Here is a 20,715-nt window from a genome sequence, read left to right as displayed (position 1 = left end):
TATGATAAAATCTACTTTTCCTCTGGCGATCTTCTTTCTGCTCACAGTATTTACAGTCCGTGCACAGCAACGGCCCAATATTGTGTTGATTCTGGCCGATGACATGGGCTATGCTGATTTAGGTTGTTTTGGTTCCGAAATTCAGACCCCACATTTGGATAAAATGGCAAAGGAAGGTATTAAGATGACTAACTTTTATAATGCTTCGCGTTGTTGTCCATCACGTGCTTCTCTATTGACCGGATTGTATCCGCATCAGGCAGGTGTGGGCGATATGATGAACAAGCGTCCTTTTCCTGCCTATCAGGGCTATTTAAATCGAAACTCGGTCACATTGGCTGAACTATTGAAAAGCGCAGGTTATGGAACTTATATGGCTGGGAAATGGCATGTTGGACAGGAAAAAGAAAATTGGCCTCGGCAGCGTGGATTTCAGCGCTACTATGGGCTAATTGATGGAGCAAACAGCTACTTTGAAAACCGGCCTTATCGTCCCAAACAAACATTGACGATAGCTTTGGACAATGAGACGATCGTTCCGCCAAAAGATTACTATAGCTCGGATGCCTATACGGATTATGCGATGGCTTTCATTGGCGAGCATTTGGAAACGAAAAAAGAGGATCCTTTTTTTCTATACCTCGCTTTTCAGGCGCCCCACTGGCCTATACATGCCAAACCGCAGGATATTGCAAAGTATCGGGGTAAATATATGGAAGGCTGGGAGGCTATCCGTGAAAAGCGTTTTCAAAAACAGCAGCAGTTAGGGATAGTGCCACCAACGACCAAATTGTCTCCAATGGATACCACCTTGCGAAATTGGAATGATTGCAGCTGGGAAGAAAAAGTAAAATGGGATGAAAAGATGGCTGTCTACGCGGCGATGGTAGACGAATTGGATCAGAATGTTGGCCGACTGGTTGATTATCTCCAATCAAAAGGGCAATTGGACAACACTGTTTTTATTTTTCTCTCTGATAACGGGGCGAGCAATGAGACCATAACCAATGCGGGATTTACAGCAGAAATTAGAGCTGCGAATGAATTTCCTGCTAGTCATCCACGTTCTTTTACAGCTTATGGAATCGAAGGCGCTGCAGTGAGCAATACGCCTTTCAAAAAGTTCAAGCATTGGGAGTTTGAGGGTGGCAACGCAACCAGTTTTATAGCTTATGGCCCCAAGTTTCTGCCTCAAGGAAAGCAGTTTGATAGGCCAGCCCATTTGATCGACATCATGCCAACCTTAGTCCAATGGTCGGGAGCAAACTATCCTGAAAATTATGCCGGTAATACGATTAAACCGATGGAAGGGGCCTCCTTGCTTCCGCTATGGAATGAGCAACAGAAGGATATGGATAGGGAAATTTGTTTTGAGCACGAGGGTAACAAAGCTGTGCGCAAAGGAAAATGGAAATTGGTCTCTTCCTATCCTGAAAATAGGTGGTATTTATATGATATAGAAAAAGATAGAAGTGAAACAGTAGACTTATCAGCCTCTTTTCCGAAAATATACCGAGAAATGGTTCAGATCTATGAAAACTGGGCGAAAAGGGTTGGTGTGATACCCTACGAGCAGCTCGCTCAAAAACCTTCATGATTTCGCAGGCACCAACAGCAATGAAAGCAAAAGAAGGTTCTCTCTGGCCAATAAGATCAGACACTTTCAGAAAAAAAAAGGAATTCCCGTTATGAATAATTATATAAAGAAAAACATGAAAATATTTAATACTTATACGACCACTTTATTGATTGCATTTTTCCTTTCAGCATGTTCATCGACGAAGAAAGTTGTCGAACAGAAGCAGGAATTATCTGCTGTAGATGTACTCCAATCGTTGCAGTTGACCAATCGTTATTTCATGAACAAATGGACAGACACAGGGAAACCGATCTACACCAACCGTTGGCGGCCGAGCAACATCTGGACCCGGGCTGTTTATTACGAAGGGCTCATGGCACTTTATCAGATTGATAAAAACAACGAATACTACAATTATGCAGTGGATTGGGGAAATAAACATGACTGGGGGATGCGCAACGGTTTAGAAACTCGAAATGCCGATGACCAGGCTTGTGGGCAAACCTACTTGGATCTCTATGAGATTGAAGCAAAGCCTGAGCGTATCCAAAAGATTAAAGCCAATATAGATTATATTATCAAATCTGGAAAAGTAGACGATTGGACTTGGATTGATGCCATACAAATGGCCATGCCAATTTATGCCAAACTGGGTGTAATGACGAAGGATCAAACTTACTTTGATTACATGTATAAAATGTATCATCATTCAAAAACACAGGAAGGTGGAGGCCTATATAATCAGACCGATAAACTTTGGTGGCGCGATAAAGATTTTGTTCCTCCCTACAAAGAACCAAATGGTGAGGACTGTTATTGGTCACGCGGTAATGGATGGGTGGTAGCAGCTTTAGTGAGGGTACTATCTTTAATTCCGGAAAACGAAGTACATCGAGCAGAATATGTAGCGGATTATAAGGCATTGATGGAAGCACTTGTTCCTATCCAAAGACCAGATGGATTTTGGAATGTCAGCCTGCATGATCCCAATAATTTTGGCGGACGGGAAACCTCAGGGACAGCATTATTTGTCTATGGTATGGCCTGGGGTATCAATAATGGTTTTCTAGATGCTAAAATATATCGCCCTGTTGTAGAAAAGGCATGGAAAGCAATGCTAGCAGAAGCGGTACACCCTTCTGGGTTTTTGGGCTATTTACAAGGAACAGGGAAAGAACCTAAGGATGGTCAGCCCGTCAGTTTTTCAAGTCAACCGGATTTTGAAGATTACGGTTTGGGTTGTTTTTTATTGGGAGGGACAGAGGTTTATAAAATGTTGTCAAGATAAGATGAAAAGGTTCCTGTTTATTTTTTGTTGCCTGCTGCTTTCATTCGGTACATATGCTCAAGCGGGGAGGAGGACTTTTAGTTTTAACGCTGACTGGCGTTACCATATTGGCGATGTTAGTGATGCTTCTGCTGAAGACTTCGATGATCGCGCATGGAAACAGGTTGCTCTGCCCCAAGCATGGAACGAAGATGAAGCTTTCACAAAAGCGATACATGACCTTTCGACAACTATTGTTTGGTATCGAAAAAAGTTTAGTATTCCCAAGGGAATTACTTCCGATAAGGTCTTTTTGGAATTTGAAGGGATTCGCTTTGGCGGAGAATTTTATCTCAATGGAAAATTTATTGGTCGTCATGAAAATGGCGTTATGGCAGCAGGACTTGATATTTCGGACCTGATTGATCGCGATCACGAAAATATCTTGGCCATACGTATAGACAATAGTTGGAGCTATCGTGAAAAGGCAACAAATAGCACGTATCAATGGAACGATAAAAACTTTAATGCAAACTATGGTGGAATTCCAAAAAATGTGTGGATCCACTTTACTTCCAAAATTTATCAGACTTTACCATTGTATTCCAATTTGAAGACTACAGGTGTTTATGTGTATGCGAAAAACATAAATATCCCTGAAAAGACAATGGATCTTTTTGTTTCTTCGGAGGTAAAGAATGAAACCCTGCAATCGCGTCTGGTCAACTTTGTTGCCGAAGTACATAATGCCGAAGGAAAATTAGTGAAAACATTTTCAAAAAAGTTCAACCTTCCTGCCAATCAAACACAACAATTGACCATGAACTCAACCATGAATCAGGTTAATTTTTGGAGCTGGGGTTATGGCTATCTCTATACGGTTACGACAAAAATTGTACAGGACAACAAAACTATAGACGCTGTAAAGACGAAAACAGGATTTCGAAAAACGGCTTTTAAAGATGGCATGGTCTATCTGAATGATCAGGTTTTGATGATGAAGGGCTATGCACAGCGTACAAGTAATGAATGGCCTGCTGTTGGTTTGTCTGTAGCACCTTGGTTAAGTGATTTTAGCAATGGACTCATGGTCAAGAGCAATGCCAATTTGGTTCGTTGGATGCACGTAACACCTTGGAAACAGGATGTTGAATCCTGCGACCGCGTGGGACTGATGCAAATGCTACCCGCAGGAGATGCCGAAAAAGATGTCCAAGGTAGACGTTGGGAACAGCGAACAGAGCTTATGCGTGATGCGATTATTTATTACCGCAATAATCCAAGTGTCTTGTTTTATGAGTGTGGAAACGAGTCTATTTCGGAAGAGCATATGGCAGAGATGAAAGCCATTCGTGATCAATACGATCCAGCTGGCGGACGGGCAATTGGCTCACGTGAAATGCTGGATAGTAAGCTAGCTGAGTATGGTGGTGAAATGTTGTATATCAATAAAAGTGCGCGTCATCCCATGATCGCAACCGAATATATGAGGGATGAGGCCTTACGTAAATATTGGGACGAATTGAGTTATCCATTTCATAAGGATGGTGAAGGGCCGCTTTATAAAGGCGTAGATGCTAGTGATTATAACAGAAACCAAGATAGTTATGTTGTTGAAGCGGTACATCGTTGGTGGGAATATTGGAAGATGCGTCCGGGCACTGGTGATCGCGTAAATTCGGGCGGTGTCAATATTATTTTCTCGGATTCCAATACCCATTTTAGGGGAAAAGAGAATTACAGAAGAAGTGGCGAAGTAGACGCCATGCGTATTCCCAAAGATGCTTACTTTGCCCACCAGGTGATGTGGGATGGCTGGATCGCTCCTGATCCAAAAGGCTTGTACCTTGTAGGACACTGGAACTATGCTCCCGGAACGAAAAAAGATGTATTGGTCGTTTCGGCCGCTGACCGGGTAGAATTAGCTGTGAACGGAAAAGTACAGAAAGAAGCGGAAAAGCTATACGACTTCCTATACCGTTTTCCAGCCATTGATTTTGAGGCCGGCGTATTGACGGCAAAATCATTCACAAAAGATGGAAAGTTGTTAAATAAGAAAGAACTAAAAACAACAGGTGAGCCTTACAAAATCCGTTTGACGGCGCAACATGGTAAAAATGGCTTATTTGCTGATGGTAACGATATGGTATTGGCAGAAGTCGAAGTGCTTGACAAAAACGGATTACGTTGCCCATTGGCTTCTAATACGATTGACTTTAAGTTGGATGGACCGATGGATTGGCGCGGGGGGATCGCCCAGGGGCCTGATAACTATATTTTAGCTACCTCACTTCCTGTGGAGGCTGGTGTAAATCGTGTATTACTTCGCACAAAGTACGATAAATCGGGGCGTGTGATGTTGAAGGCGACATCAAGTGGTCTGCTGTCAGATTCAACCGTCTGGACGGTGCAACCGCTCAAAACCATGGCGGATTATTTCGTCAAGGAATCCAACGAAAATTTGCCTTCATTTTTAGCGCGTGGACCAAGTCCTGCGAACCCCACATTGGTGCAACTGAAAAAAAGTCTCAAAATCCGTGCAGTTGCTGCTGGCGCCAATCAAGAGAAAGCATCACACTCTTACGACGACAATGAACTGTCGGATTGGGTCAATGACGGACAACTAGGTACCGCCTGGATTACATATACTTTGCAGGAAAAATCCGATATTGATGAAGTTGACCTGAAACTGAATAATTTTAGATCAAGATCTTATCCATTGCAGATTTTTGTGGACGAAAAACTTGTTTTTGACGGCAATACCGATGTGACATTAGGCTATTGTACCTTGTCATTTCCGCGTACAAGGGGTGAAAAGATAACAATAAAACTTAAAAATGCACCTTTTACCACGAGGGAAAACAATCAGGTTGAAATGGGGGGCAAGAAACTTGATGATGGTGTGGCCCGTAATGACGCGAATGCCAAAGGCACCTTGAGCATTATCGAAGCTGACATACATCAGGTAGTGGCCAATTAAGAAAATTTGTCGATCATAAAATAGTTGAAGACTTAAAAGAAATGGAGAAAATAGCATTTAAAATGAAATTGAAACCGGGAATGTCTGGGGAATATAAGCGGAGACATGACACGATCTGGCCAGAATTAATAACCTTATTACGCGAAAATGGGGTGTCTGATTATTCCATTTTTTTGTATGAGGAGACAGATACTCTATTTGCTGTTCAATATTTAGCAGGACATTCGTCACAAGAGTTGGGTAAGGAACCTATTGTTCAGCAATGGTGGGATTATATGTATGATATCATGGAAGTACATGCCGATCATTCTCCAGTATCGGTCAGTTTGAAAAAAGTATTTCACATGGATTAGGCCAATTGTAACATGAAGAAAATTTATATATCATTAGTGCTTGCCTGTAATCTGTTGGCTGTCGGTCGAACGATGGCGCAGGATTTATGGCCAGCAGTTACCAAAGAAATGAGGCCTTGGACGCGTTGGTGGTGGCTCGGTTCGGCTGTGGACCGACCTAATCTCGAACGCGAATTAACCTTATTTGAAAAAAGTGGTTTTGGTGGAGTTGAGGTAACACCTATTTATGGCGCTAAGGGATTTGAATCCAGCTACCTGAACTTTCTTTCACCACAATGGATGAATATGTTGGGGGTAACAACGGATAAGGCCAATGCCTTGGGCATGGGAGTGGATATTAATTTGGGAACTGGTTGGCCATTTGGGGGACCTCAAATCAAAGAAAAGGATGCCGCTACCAAATTGATCCTAGATGAATTTGAATTAAAAAAAGGTGAAAAAGTCACCTTTCCCTTAAAGCCTAAGGATCCTAAACAACATTATTTCTTTTTGCAGGCATTACGGGCATTTAGAGCCGACAATAGCGAGATTAATCTGGATGATCATATTTCAAAGACTGCTGGAACATGGGAAGCCCCTACCGATATTCGTTTAATAGCTGTCTTTTCTGGTAGAACAGGGCAGAAAGTCAAACGTGCCGCTCCGGGCGGAGAAGGATATACGTTGGATCACCTGGGGAAGCATTCTGTCGCATCTTATTTCAATAGATTTGCCGAAGCTTTTCAGGACAAACCATTGCATGTACGTGCTTTTTTTAACGATAGCTACGAAGTATACGGTGCGAATTGGACGGATGAGTTTTTGCAATCATTCGAACGGATAAAGGGATATAGGTTACAGGATCATCTCCTGGATTTTGCAGGTAAGGGCAAGAATGAAGCTAAAACAGCAGGCCTTAAATCGGATTATCGTGAAGTTGTGGATATACTACTTGCCCAGAATTTTTTGACCCCATTTACGGATTTTGCCCATCGCTTTAGTGCAGTCTCAAAAAATCAAGCCCATGGATCTCCAGGAAATCTGATTGATTTGTATGCGGATACAGATATTGCGGAGTGTGAAACCTTTGGATCCAGTAGTTTTGATATTCCCGGATTAAGACGGGATACTGCTGATATCCGTAATGTGGATCCAGACCCCATGATGGCGAAATTTGCGACGTCGGCGACAAATGTATATGGTAAAAAATATACTTCTTCGGAAACATTCACCTGGCTGACGGAACATTTTAAAACTTCTTTGTCACAAACGAAACCAGAAGTCGAACAACTATTCCTTGCTGGAGTGAATCATGTATTCTATCATGGGACAACCTATTCGCCGAAAAATGTACCTTTTCCAGGATGGTTGTTCTATGCTTCCGTTAATTTTGTTCCACAAAATTCGTTCTGGGACCACCTTACCGGTTTGAATCAATATATTACACGTGTGCAATCTATCTTGCAATCTACGCGTGCTGACAACGAACTGCTGGTATATTGGCCCATTTATGATATTTGGAATAATGCAAAGGGAATGGATAAGGCATTAAAGGTTCATGATGTTGACGAGTGGTTACATCCGACGCAATTTTATAAACAAAGTGTTCAGCTGCAGAAACGGGGCTATAGCTTTGATTTTGCAACAGATAAAATTCTGGCAGGAACTACAGTAAACGACGGGAAATTACAAACCTCAAAGGATGCGATCCCTTATCGGGCAATTTATATACCTGCCTGTCATTATTTTTCTGAAGTGACACTGCAGAAAATCCTGGAAATGGCCAACCAAGGCGCAACTGTCATCTTCCAGCAATTACCGCAAGAGATTCCTGGATATAGCCAATTAGAGGAACGCCGTACACTGTTCAATAAATTAATTGCATCGCTAGGTTTCGAAAAGGATAAAGCGAATCAGTATACAGCTTTTGGAAGAGGCAAAATCTATCTTACGACAGATGTCAATTCGGCACTCGAAACAGAAGAGATCGCACCAGAACGGATTAACCAAACAGGGTTGAAGTTTTCACGCAGAGCCGCTGGTAAGGACAGGTATTATTATTTGGTCAATCATAGTGGGCAGACCGTTGATCGTAACATTACACTAAATGTACAGGCTTCACATTATTCGCTGTTGGATCCTCAAACTGGGCAGACATATCAGTTGCCATCAGCTAACGGCAAAATACGGGTGCAGATTCCATCTGGCTATTCCTGGATAGTCCTTGCCTCAGCGCAACAGGCCGGAGAACCCTTTCGTTATCAGGACGAGTTAAACCAAGTGGCGCAATTGGATCGCAATTGGAAAGTGAGTTTTATTGCTGGTGGACCTGTTTTACCAAAGGCGAAAAAGCTCGATCAACTCTCCTCCTGGACAGATTGGGGAGACCAAGATGCTGTCAATTTTTCCGGAACAGGGGTTTATGAAACAACAATTTCGATCAATAAGGATCAATCAAAATCCTATCTACTGAAATTGGGTCGTGTTGCTGAAAGTGCAAAGGTCTATGTCAATGGAAAGGAGGCCGGTGTGTTATGGTCTATTCCGTTTCAGCTAGATATTACAACCATGTTGGTAAATGGTGAAAACAAGATTCGCATAGAGGTTGCCAATTTAATGGCAAACCGTATCAGCTATTTAGACCGTAAAAAAGTTGCCTGGCGAAATTATCATGAAATCAATTTTGTCAATATCAATTATAAAGATTTTGATGCAAGCGGCTGGAAACCCATGGAAAGCGGTCTGATTGGACCTGTTACCATTTGGAGTTATTAAAAGCAGTAAGCACTATTGAAAGCCTCGTATAAAACGAGGCTTTTTTTTTGGACATTACTTTTTACAATTTTGATGGTTAAAATATACAAAACAGAGTGCGTTTTAAGTTTTTAAAATTTGCAATTGTCTGGTTATCATGTAAGTTCAGGACAGTTAATCAAATGAGTTCTTTTAAATTGATTTACCAATATAAATCAGATTAATAATTAAAAAACTCAGCCCATGAAAAACATAATGCGATATGGGGCCATTGTTGTGGCTCAAATGGCTTTTACACATGTATTGTACGCACAGGGGACACTGACGGGAAAAGTTGTTGATAATAAAAATCAGCCGATCAGTGGTGTTACAATCCAGGTAAATGGCAAAAATGAAGGGGCAAGCAGTCAAAATGGTGATTTCAGTATTCATGCAAAATCTGGTGACAATATTGTATTTCGTTCTGTGGAATACCAGCAGAAAGAAGTCCGCGTATCAACATTAGCATTTCTACGTGTTGAGTTGTTGCCGAAACAAGAAGCATTGGATGAGGTTGTCGTCATTGGCTATGGATCCCAAAAACGAACTAACCTTATAGCTCCAGTTTCAAAGTTTAATGCTGAGAATCTCGATGAGCGCCCTATTGCACGGGTTGATCAAGCCCTGATCGGACAGATGTCCGGTGTACGGGTTAAGCAATCTACAGGTGTTCCCGGAAAAGGGTTAAGTGTTCAGGTCAGGGGATCGGGCTCTATTACCGCTGGGAGTGAACCCTTGTATGTCATTGACGGTTTCCCACTGTCAACGGCCTCGCAAAACGGCTCGGGAAACTATGCCTCAGGAAATCCGCTGGATAATATGAACCCAAACGATATTGAATCTGTGGAAGTCCTAAAAGATGCATCTGCAGCTGCAATTTATGGATCCCGGGCAGCAAACGGAGTTGTTTTGATCACCACAAAACGCGGGAAGAGCGGCCAGGCTAAAGTAAGTCTCAATTCATACGTAGGCATGTCCGAGGCTTATAAAAAATTGGATATGTTAAATGGTGAAGAGTGGATAGATAGAGCGGTGGAGATGATCAATGCACAATGGGAAGCCTCAGGTACCGGAAGGCTGGCAAGCCAAAGCAATGCCGAACGACGGAAAATATTGGGACTCGCCGACGGGACATATAATACATCTTATATGTATGATGACCGTTGGTTGGAACCCGGACGTCCCGGGCTTTACCTTATCAATTGGCAAGACGAAGCGTATCGAAAAGGAGTGATCCAAAACTATCAGGTTGCGGCTTCGGGAGCGACAGAATTTGTCAATTATTATGTCTCGGGGAATTACCTCAATCAACAAGGTATTGTGAAAGGCTTGGATTATAAAAACTATACTGCCAGAGCTAACGTTGAAGTCAAACCGAATAAAAAAATCGCATTTGGTTTAAACCTAGCACCTACCTATTCTATCGGAAATGACCCCGGAGTGGAAGGAAAGGATAATATCATGCATCAGATTTATTCGATGTCACCTGTTCAGGACCATCCTGCTGGAACAGTAAACGTTTTTGACAATGAAAAATATCCCTGGAGTACTTCAACAAATGATCCCATTGCCAAATTGAATTATTATATCGGGGAAAACAAAATTTCACGTTTACTGGGGACAGTTTACGGACAGTACAATATTCTTGATAACTTCAATTTTAAGACTACAGTTAATTTGGATCAAACCGATAGCAGAAGTAATAGATTTCAGCCCTACACTGTAGGCGGAACTTTGGCTAACCGAACCAACAACCCGAATCAGGCTACCTATGGCTCCAACAGTGTGTATCGAAAGCAAACTTTTGTAAACGAGAATACGTTAAATTATCATCTCAATTTTGACAAACATGATATTACCGCTTTGCTGGGGCAAGCCTATAATTTTGATAAACTTGAAACTTCTTCCATCACCTCGCAGGGAGGTTATACCAATAGTTCTATAACAACTTTGAACGGTGCAGTTGCTACAGTTGCCTCAACAGGCGCAACACAAAGTGTCTTGCTTTCTTATTTTGGGCGTGTCCAATATGCCTATGACGGTAAGTATTTGCTTTCTGGAAGTATTCGTCGGGACGGCTCATCGCGTTTTGGATCCAATACAAAATGGGGTTGGTTCCCATCGTTGTCCATGGGCTGGCGTCTGTCACAGGAGAGTTTCATGAAACCAGTTACCTTTATCAATGAGCTGAAATTACGCGGAAGCTATGGTGAATCAGGGAATAACAATATAGGTGATTACAGTAGCATTGCCTTGTTGGGCTTTTATAATTATTCGTCAAATGGCCTTTCCGTTTCTGGACAGGCGCCAAGCAATATCATTAATCCGGATCTAAGATGGGAAAAATCGCGGACTTATGATGTGGGATTGGATTTTGGCCTTTTGGGTTCCCGCATTACAGGATCATTTGACTGGTATACCCGGAAGAGCAGTGATTTATTGCTAAATGTTCCTTCCATGCTTTCGACAGGTTTTTCTTCCTATTTGGATAATGCAGGAGAGGTGAAAAGTAAAGGCTGGGATTTAGAGATCACTTTCCATCAGGTCAGAAAAGCAGATTTTTCATGGTCTACCTCTTTTAATATTAGTCATAATTCCAATAAAGTAACAAAACTTGATGGTGAGCAAAAGGAGATTTTAATACCGTCCTCATTTGATATCCAGCATAGTCTTCTACGGATTGGCGAGCCGATGTATAGCATTTATGTCGTTAAACAAGACGGCATATTGACTCAAGCAGACATTGATGCTGGAGCTGCGTTGTATGGCAGCCAAAAGGCAGGTGATCCAAAGTATGTGGATGCCAATGGAGACGGTGTGATTGATGCGAATGACCGTGTGATTGTGGGGCATCCAAACCCGAGCTATGTATGGGGGATAACCAACAACTTTAAGTATAAAAATTTTGATTTGAGTTTTATGTTCCAAGGCCAGAATGGTGGTCATATCTATTCTTTATTAGGACGTGCCTTGGGACGCACCGGTCAAGGATCATCAGACAATGCGCTTGGATTTTATCGGGATAGATGGCGTTCAGAAGAGGATCCTGGAGAAGGTCGTGTTGGAAAAGCTTATTCAACTTTTGGACGGATTAAAAATACAGATTGGCTGTATTCGTCAGATTATTGGCGTTTACGCAACGTCACTCTTGGTTATAATATCAAAGACCTGAAATTGGGGAGTCAGTCAAAGCTTAGTTTAGTCCGTTTATTCGTGACATTGGAGAATTTTTGGGGAAAGGACAAATATGACGGGGGGGTAAATCCGGAATCTTCAAACACAAATCTAAGCGGAAGCTCTGATTATCCCGAGGCGGGTGATTATGGAGGCCTGGCAATTCCAAAGACAGTGACATTTGGTTTAAACGTAAATTTTTAGAACGATGAAAAAATTGAGTCTATTTTTTTTGATAGCAGGTCTATTGGGATCTTGCAAAATGGATCTGAACCAGCAACCAATTTCGAGTGCTACTTCAGATACCTACTTTAAGACAGCAAATGATTTTATTCAAGGATTGAACGCTATATATAACAGTACACGAGGATATCCTGATCGCCTGATGAATCTCTCGGAAACACGGTCGGATAATTTGTACGCAGTGTCGGACGGCGGAGTGCGTGATTGGGAAGGGATCAACAGTTTTCATAAAACGATTGCCAGTAACCCCTATGTGATAGAAGCTTGGCAAACAAATTTTAACGGCATCTTTCGTGTAAACAATTATTTGGAACAACTTGCTGCGAATGGTTCCAGGGCTATTATCGATGAAAGCCTTCGCAATAGAATGGAAGGCGAAGCCCGGTTCTTACGTGCATTTTTTTATTTTGATTTGATTCGGTACTTTGGCAAAGTGCCACGGATAGACAAGGTGGTATCCGCCAGCCAAGCTAAAAGCATTGGTCGGAGTAACGTGGAGGAGTTGTATGCGTTGATTATTGGAGATCTGAACAAAGCAATTAATGCGCTACCTGCACCCAGTGCGTACGCTGCAGCAGATAAAGGCCGTGTCAATAAATACGCTGCAAGAATGTTGCTTGGCTTGGTCTACATGACACGATCGGGGCCCACATTGGGTGTTGAAGGTGCGGGTTTGAACAGCAACGAATGGGGGAAAGCGGTGGAGCAGTTCAACGAGGTGATCAACAGCAATGAATTTAGTTTGCTGACCAGCTATAATAGCATTTTTGATTACGGTAATGAGCGCAACAAGGAAGTGATTTTTAATATTGAATATTCAAGCGGCGCTAATCCTGTTGTTGGGGCAACATTTCCTTGGGTGCTTGTACCTGATAATTGGTTCAATTCACTCGGGCTAGCCACGCAAGGAGGCTTAACAATCAGGCCAGTATCTGATGACCTGCTTAAGCTGTATGATACTGGTGACAGCAGAAAGACGTTCAGTATTCAGCAAGGCTATATTTATGGCAATGTTGCTGAAACAAGATCATTTGTTAAGAAGTTTGTAGACCTTACCAAAGTGCCTGCAAACCGAATGGATTGGCCGATCAATTATATTGTATTTCGTTATAGCGATTTGCTGTTGTTAAAGGCGGAGTGCATATTGAATGGCACTTCTGGGAACATTCAAACGGATGTAGACGCGGTCGTCAATCAAATTAGAAAACGCGCCGGATTGACAACTGAGCTGACGAATGTCACTAAATCACAGTTGATGGATGAACGCAGAAGGGAGTTTATTGGCGAAGGGGTGCGATGGTTTGATCTTATCCGCAGTGGCAGTGTCGAATCGGTCATGAAAGCTTGGATCAGGAAAGAGGACGTCGCAAAGCAGATGTTAGATTTTCAAGTCAATTATGTCCTATATCCGGTACCACAGTCAGAACTAGACAATAGTCCCGGCTTGTATACACAGAATCCCGGATATTAATATCTTAATTTATTTAATCGCCTTTAGCATTTAAGGGCGATTTTTTTATTTTTGGCGCCAGCTAATGACAGGATTGAACAGGATGGTTATTACAAATCATCCTGTTACTTTTAACCAACATTATAAGCCTAAGGGGAAATCTGATTATTTTTTTAAGCCAGTCGTCCTATAAAGCAATAAGTAAAGATCATACAACATTTTCATTATCTCGTATAATGAAAACCGATTTTCACTACCGAAGATCAACAAGGGAAAGAATAAAATAATACCTAAATAATACTTTAATGATAAACTATTTAACAATTAGGTTTGATCATCATGTAAAGAAGTACACTTTTTTGCTATTTATGGCGATGCTGTGCACCTTGAATTTATTTGCTCAAACCACTAGGACTGGAAAAGTAAACGATGAAAAAGGTTTGCCTATCCAAGGTGTAACTGTACAGGTAAAAGGCAAAACTATGACGGCAAAGACCAATGCCGATGGGTCATTTACCATCAATGCACTGCCATCTGATGTATTGGCGTTTAGAAGCCTTGGTTTCGAATCCCAAGAAATTTCTGTGGGTAATCAAAATAACTTGAATGTAGTTCTAGCACAAAAGGTCGATGTCATGGAAGAGGTCGTGGTAGTTGGTTATGGCACGATGAAAAAGAAGGATGTGACGGGGTCAATTGCCAGTGTGGGTGAGAAAGAACTGAAGGCAATGCCTGTGAAAGATGCATTGCAGGCAATGCAGGGTAAGGTGGCTGGTGTTGATATCACTTCGAACCAACGTCCGGGAACAACAGGTAGTATAACGATAAGAGGTGTGCGATCGATCACTGCAGATCAGGGACCACTGTATGTAGTCGATGGGATGGTATTACAGGCCGGTGGCATTGACAATATTAATCCGAGTGATATAGAGACCATTGATGTCTTAAAAGATGCTTCTGCAACAGCTGTCTATGGTTCACGTGGTGCAAACGGCGTTGTTTTGGTGACGACCAAGCAGGGAAAAAAGGGACGTTTAATGTTGAATTATGCTGGTACGGCAACTTTTGAGAAAATGTATGATGTCACAGAGTACATGGATGCTGCGGAATGGTTGGATTATGCGCGTTTGGCGAAATTCGGAACGACGACACCTGATTATGCAAAGGATTTTTCTAGATGGGGATCTGTAGCTGCCTCATGGGCAAATATTGCTAAAGGTTGGACTAATAACAATACCGTATGGGATCCAAGCTTAGTCGGTAATTACGATTGGGCAGATCTTGGACGTAAAAATGCCTTATCTACCGAACATACTTTAAGCGTCTCAGGTGGAGGGGAAAACTCCAAAGGTTATGGTTCTTTTGGTTATCTCAAGCAAGATGCTACACAACCCGGTCAGAAATTTAATCGCTATACTTCAAAAGTAAGTTTTGAAGCTACACCAACAAAATGGTTTACCATGGGAGCTTCAATAAACACATTCTTCTCCGATCAAGATTATGGCTATAATTTCTCTAAATCTGTAACAGGTGCAGGTGACTATTACAGTGCTTTACGAGGTATGTTACCTTGGACAGTTCCTTATGATGACAACGGAAACTATCTGAGAAATCCTGCTGCGGGTGATATCAATATCATCAATCCAATTAATGAATTGGAATATAATACCAATCAACGTCAGACTTTTGGTGCGAATGGTAGTTTCTTTAGCCAATTGGATTTTGGGCAGATTTATGAACCATTGAAAGGTTTAAAATATCGGGTGCAATTTGGACCTGAATTTAGATATTACCGGTTGGGTTTAGCAAATGCAGCCGAGGGAATAAATGGTGATGGAAATAATGCGGTGACTTATTCAACAAACCGCAATTTAGCTTGGACTTTAGACAATTTGATCTATTACGACCGCGATTTTGGAACGGATCACCATCTTGGTATAACCTTGTTGCAGAGTTCTTCCAAGTATAATTCTGAATCAAGTAATATGAAAGCTACGGATGTGTATAGCGCAGAAGAATTATGGTATAATATAAATTCAGGAGGTTTTATCGGCAGTTGGGGAACAGGCCTATCTGAGCGACAAATGGAATCCTATATGGCTCGTGTAAATTATAGCTATAAGGACCGTTATATGTTAACTGCTTTTGTGCGTTGGGATGGATCTTCGGTATTGGCACCGGGGCATCAATGGAGCTCATTTCCTTCCGTAGCTGCATCATGGCGCATTGACCAAGAAAATTTTATGAAGGACGCTCGCTTTGTCAATACACTAAAATTGCGTTTGGGAGCTGGTATTGTTGGTAATGCCGCAATTGGACCTTATCAAACGAAAGGATTATTGACGCAAAATTTTTACAACTGGAGCGCGACGAATTCAACACCAGGATATGTTGCTTCAGATCCTTCTGCTGCTAATCCGCAAAAAATGGCCAATCCCGAATTGGGCTGGGAACGTACGACCCAATATAATTTGGGTATAGATTATGGCTTTCTAAATAACCGAATCAGCGGTGCTTTAGACATGTATAAAACGAAGACGAATGATCTGTTATTGGCCATGACGCTAAACTCTGTTTTAGGCTATGGGGCCACAATGGCAAATGTTGGTAAGACTTCAGGCTGGGGGATTGACCTTCAGATCAATACTGTCAATGTTAAGAATGATAACTTTCAGTGGAATACGACTTTAACTTGGTCCAAAGACAAGAATAAAATACTCGAATTGAATAACGGACGAAAAGAAGATTTAACCAATAACTGGATTGTTGGTCAGGAGATTCAAGTCCCTTATGATGTGGTTTACGATGGTATTTGGAAAACCTCAGAAGCAGAGGAGGCTAAAAAATATGGCGCTAAACCGGGACAGATCCGTGTGAAGGATATTAGTGGTCCAGATGGTGTGCCTGATGGCAAAGTAGATCGCAATTATGATCGACAAGTGTTGGGATCCTATCGTCCAAAATGGTCTGGCGGGATTATGAATACATTCACCTACAAAAACTTTGACTTATCTTTCTTTATTTTCTCGCGTTGGGGACAGACCATAAACGCTGGAGCTGCAACGTTGGATGGGCGTTATATGCAACGCAAATTGGACTACTTTATTCCGGGCGTTCATGAAGATGCTGAATATTATCAGCCAGGCTCAAATGGTGAAGCGGCAGATCCTTGGAACTCTTCCATGAATTACCGTGACGGATCATTTATCAAGCTAAGAAATGTAAGTTTAGGTTATAATTTTCCGAAAACAAAATTACAAAAACTTGGCATCAGTAATTTTAAGGTTTATGCACAGATTATGAACCCGGCGATGTTGTATTCAAAAGTGGATTTTCTGGATCCAGACTTAGCAAGTTATAATAATAATACAACGCAAGCCGGCTCCGCCATCACCACAAGAGGAGCAGTGATCGGCGTGAACATAGGATTTTAAGCAGCAAAAGGATTTAAAAAATTGACTCTCATGAAAAATTATAAAATATTAGTTGCTTCAATGTTAGGTGCGGCAGGATTATTAGTATTGAACGCCTGTAGTAAAGACTTTTTGAAAGAGGAGCAGATTACCATACCGGATACAGACTATTTTAAAACTCAGGCAGGGCTAGATGATTTAGCAACAGGTGTTTACTCCAAATTGAAATTTAAATATAATTATACCTGGGGGATGGCCCTGTTCAATCTAGGTGTAGATGAGTTTACAGATGCAAATAATGCTTCCCCAAGCTTTAATAGTTATAGTATGGATCTTAATCCTGCTGAATCAACTTATGGTGGTGGAAATATTCAGCCGGTGTTTGATAATATGTATAGCGGTATCGAATCGGCCAATACCCTGATTCAAAACGTACCCTTATATTATGATAAATCCAATGCCAATTATAATACACGTCTTGGCGAGGGATACTTTATGCGGGGATATTTCTACTTACAGCTGATTGTACAGTTTGGAGGTGTCCCCCTGAAATTGACCCCGACCGAAAAGGTTGAATCCTATTTTACCAGAGCTTCCGAAGATGCTTGTTTTGCACAGGCCATAGCGGATCTTGAGCAGGCTTATACGTTGTTGCCGGCTTCGGCGACAGAATTTGGGCGTGTAACAAAGTCAGCTGCAGCACACTATATTGCTAAAGCACGATTGACTCGATCGAGTGAGTTATATGCCGCTTGGAATTCAAAATATACCGCGGAAGACTTAGATGCTGTCATCAAATATGGAACGGAGGTCGTGGCGGCACATCCCCTGGTAGATGATTACGTAAAACTATGGGATTATCAAAAGGCCAATAGTGCTAACGAAAAAGTCTCGGAGGTTGTTCTGTCGGCACAGTTTTCGGACGACCAGGCAACATGGGGACGTTATGGAAATCAGATTCATCTTTACTACCCTGCTGTTTATCAAGATTTAGGAGGAACAAGCCGCGATATCTCCGGCGACCGTGAATTTTCTTATGCCCGTACCACAAATTATACGCTGGATGTATTTGACAGGGTGAATGATTCACGTTTCTGGAAATCCTTTATTACGATGTATGGCGCCAATAATACCGCTAATGCCCCTGTTTGGACTGCAGCTAATGCATCGCTTGGGCCTGAAGGAAGTGTTGTTGGAACGAAGCGATTTAAAGGTGGAGAGCTGGGTATTAAATACATTGTCAACAACGCTGGCGATACACGCTACAAAGCAGTGGCCGGTGATGCAACAGGAGTTCTTAAAAATGGCGTGATGCAGAACCCGCATACTTTTGTACGTTACTTTCAGGGAGAACCTCAAGCTTGGGTGGGTCAACATGGAAATAACGGATACTTTGGTGTTCAATCACGTTATGTGGCGCTTTCGAAGTTCAGAGATGGCTATCGGGTTAGTATAGCGTCTGCCAATGGTACGCGAGATGTTATTATGGCGCGCTCGGCGGAAGATGTCTTAATGGTAGCCGAAGCCTATATCCGTAAAGGTGAAGGTCAGTACGCGAATGCAATCCAGTGGATCAATAAATTGCGCAGTCGTGCTGGCTATAAAAACGGTGAAGACCGAGCGAAGAATGTCGACGGCGGGCAAGCCTACAAGAATAATTCCTATGCTGTTGGAAAGGGCGGCGGCTTTTCTGCGGAAGGAGCAATCTATTGGGAAGGAAATTCATACTACGAATCCAATAATGATATTGCGAAAACTACGGCCTCTTCCGAAACACAGATGCTGATCAATTCTGTCGCTGACATTTATAATTCAGCAGTTGATGCGCCAATCTACGAGAAATTGGGCGCAACAAGCAATGCACAGAAAATGATGGCATTTTTGTTGAATGAACGCACACGTGAATTGTGCGGTGAACTTTACAGATGGGAAGATTTGGCGCGCACCAAAACATTGGAAGCGAGATGGAAAGCCTTTAATGATGGTTATGTACGCGGGAATACAGTATTTAGTCCAAATACACATTACTATCGACCGATTCCGCAATCTTTCTTGGATGCAACAACCAATGAAAGTGGTGCCGCATTGACGCCTGCAGAAAAACAGGCTATGCAAAATCCAGGCTATTAATTTTTGATGGTAATAAACGTGAACCTGACCTACCTGTTCTGAATGGAATGGGTAGGTTTTTTTTTATCAAAATGTAAGCGATTGCAGGATAGCGCAGGATAGGGACTATTGCTAGTTTTGGTATCTTTCGGTTTGATTCTCATTACATTGGGAATCGGAATAAACCAAATTATAGATCAACGGAAGGGAAATGTTCACATGGATAGAAGAGTCTTCTTAAAATCAAATGCATTTTTGTGGGCGATGATGGTGTTACCTTTAGATACGACAGCTAAAAAGGGTATACTGGAGTCTCCTTATTTCAAATTGAAACCGATTGGAAGATCCTTACAATTGGTAGATTACTTTATTTGGTGCTCATCTCCGATTTGGGGCGACGATGGTAAGGTTCATCTTTTTTATTCACGTTGGCGAAAGGAAAAAGGGATGGGTGGCTGGATCAAAGGTTCCGAGATAGCGCACGCAGTTGCTGATTCTCCCTATGGAACATTCCAACATAAGGATGTTGTTATACAACCTCGAGAAGGGTTTTGGGATAGTACAACCTGTCATAATCCACTGATAAAAAAGATAGCGGATACGTATTATCTTTTTTATATGGGAAATTCCAACGGAAAGACAGATACCAAAAGGATAGGCGTAGCAACGGCGAAAAACCTGGATGGACCATGGAAACGGCAGGATAATCCAATCTTATTGCCTGGCGTGGAGGGGGCATGGGATGATCATTGTACCACAAATCCTGCATTTCTAAAAGGTAACGATGGTAAATTTTGGTTGTATTATAAATCTTGGAATACTGCTGAATATCTGCGGGATAAAGGTCCTGTCAGAGGAAATCGAAAGTATGGATTGGCCAAAGCTGAACATCCCTTGGGACCATATGTGAAAGAATCAGAGCATCCGGTCATTGATTTTTCTGATCGTCCGCATAATGCACAGCTTGAAGATGCTTTCGTATGGAAACAGGATGAACAGTATTGTTTATTAGCAAGGGATATGGGGTTTTACAATCACGAAGATGGATTGATCTTAAAATCATCAGATGGCGTTAAATGGTCTGAACCGCAAGTGGCTTATCTAGGTTTATCGACCTATATTCAGGAACCGCCCCCACCAGCCAACTTGAAGCGCTTTGGCAGGCTTGAAAGACCTATGATCCTGATGGATAAAATAACGGATAAACCGCGTTTCCTTTTTGGAGCCACCCAAGGCGGAATAGCAGAAACTTCGACAGCCTTTGTATTTGAGATCGTGTGAAGAGTCTGCGATAATCGTGTTCAATTCGAGAAAATAACTGCAAAGTTTTGCTTCTGTATGTTGAAGATCGATACAAGTGAGCGGAATTTGACAG

The 20,715-nt window shown here is 42.0% G+C and carries 10 protein-coding genes; all 10 read left to right on the top strand.

Features of this window, described 5'->3' with window-relative positions; genetic code table 11:
* Window position 1: 1 nt before the first annotated feature.
* Window positions 2-1,597, top strand: a complete 1,596-nt coding sequence (locus tag ACHWSC_RS07030; RefSeq protein WP_394676290.1) for an arylsulfatase — start codon at window positions 2-4, stop codon at window positions 1,595-1,597.
* A 115-nt stretch (window positions 1,598-1,712) separates the two neighbouring features.
* Complete coding sequence (locus tag ACHWSC_RS07025; RefSeq protein WP_394676289.1) at window positions 1,713-2,867, top strand: glycoside hydrolase family 88 protein; 1,155 nt, start codon at window positions 1,713-1,715, stop codon at window positions 2,865-2,867.
* Window position 2,868: 1 nt separating this feature from the next.
* The gene (locus ACHWSC_RS07020; protein WP_088163072.1) at window positions 2,869-5,826 is read left to right on the top strand and encodes a glycoside hydrolase family 2 protein; all 2,958 of its coding nucleotides are present in this window, start codon (window positions 2,869-2,871) and stop codon (window positions 5,824-5,826) included.
* Window positions 5,827-5,867: 41 nt separating this feature from the next.
* Entirely contained in the window at window positions 5,868-6,179 is a 312-nt protein-coding gene (gene rhaM, locus ACHWSC_RS07015; protein ID WP_394676288.1) for an L-rhamnose mutarotase, read from the top strand.
* Window positions 6,180-6,191: 12 nt separating this feature from the next.
* Window positions 6,192-8,933 carry a glycosyl hydrolase gene (locus tag ACHWSC_RS07010; RefSeq protein ID WP_088163070.1) on the top strand — a complete coding sequence of 914 codons (2,742 nt, stop codon included), beginning with the start codon at window positions 6,192-6,194 and terminating at the stop codon, window positions 8,931-8,933.
* Window positions 8,934-9,155: 222 nt separating this feature from the next.
* A complete protein-coding gene (locus tag ACHWSC_RS07005) occupies window positions 9,156-12,329 on the top strand; it encodes a SusC/RagA family TonB-linked outer membrane protein (protein WP_394676287.1) in 3,174 nt (1,057 codons plus the stop codon).
* A gap of 4 nt (window positions 12,330-12,333) precedes the next feature.
* Window positions 12,334-13,839: a RagB/SusD family nutrient uptake outer membrane protein gene (locus tag ACHWSC_RS07000; protein ID WP_394676286.1), complete on the top strand. Its 1,506-nt coding sequence runs from the start codon at window positions 12,334-12,336 to the stop codon at window positions 13,837-13,839.
* A gap of 284 nt (window positions 13,840-14,123) precedes the next feature.
* On the top strand, window positions 14,124-17,252 hold the full coding sequence (locus tag ACHWSC_RS06995) for a TonB-dependent receptor (protein WP_208734147.1): 3,129 nt from the start codon (window positions 14,124-14,126) through the stop codon (window positions 17,250-17,252).
* Between the two features lie 30 nt (window positions 17,253-17,282).
* Window positions 17,283-19,361, top strand: coding sequence for a RagB/SusD family nutrient uptake outer membrane protein (locus tag ACHWSC_RS06990; RefSeq protein ID WP_394676285.1), 2,079 nt, complete (start codon window positions 17,283-17,285; stop codon window positions 19,359-19,361).
* A 198-nt stretch (window positions 19,362-19,559) separates the two neighbouring features.
* Entirely contained in the window at window positions 19,560-20,621 is a 1,062-nt protein-coding gene (locus ACHWSC_RS06985; RefSeq protein WP_145327551.1) for a glycoside hydrolase family protein, read from the top strand.
* Window positions 20,622-20,715: the final 94 nt, after the last annotated feature.

The organism is uncultured Sphingobacterium sp., assembly GCF_964277905.1.
GTDB lineage: Bacteria > Bacteroidota > Bacteroidia > Sphingobacteriales > Sphingobacteriaceae > Sphingobacterium > Sphingobacterium siyangense.
This window is presented reverse-complemented; position numbering and strand designations above follow the sequence as displayed.

Coding starts and splice junctions, on each gene's coding strand:
- ACHWSC_RS07030 (WP_394676290.1), top strand. CDS start 2: ATGATAAAATCTACTTTTCCTCTGGCGATCTTCTTTCTGCTCACAGTA.
- ACHWSC_RS07005 (WP_394676287.1), top strand. CDS start 9,156: ATGAAAAACATAATGCGATATGGGGCCATTGTTGTGGCTCAAATGGCT.
- ACHWSC_RS07010 (WP_088163070.1), top strand. CDS start 6,192: ATGAAGAAAATTTATATATCATTAGTGCTTGCCTGTAATCTGTTGGCT.
- ACHWSC_RS06985 (WP_145327551.1), top strand. CDS start 19,560: ATGGATAGAAGAGTCTTCTTAAAATCAAATGCATTTTTGTGGGCGATG.
- ACHWSC_RS07025 (WP_394676289.1), top strand. CDS start 1,713: ATGAAAATATTTAATACTTATACGACCACTTTATTGATTGCATTTTTC.
- ACHWSC_RS06995 (WP_208734147.1), top strand. CDS start 14,124: ATGATAAACTATTTAACAATTAGGTTTGATCATCATGTAAAGAAGTAC.
- ACHWSC_RS06990 (WP_394676285.1), top strand. CDS start 17,283: ATGAAAAATTATAAAATATTAGTTGCTTCAATGTTAGGTGCGGCAGGA.
- ACHWSC_RS07000 (WP_394676286.1), top strand. CDS start 12,334: ATGAAAAAATTGAGTCTATTTTTTTTGATAGCAGGTCTATTGGGATCT.
- ACHWSC_RS07020 (WP_088163072.1), top strand. CDS start 2,869: ATGAAAAGGTTCCTGTTTATTTTTTGTTGCCTGCTGCTTTCATTCGGT.
- rhaM (WP_394676288.1), top strand. CDS start 5,868: ATGGAGAAAATAGCATTTAAAATGAAATTGAAACCGGGAATGTCTGGG.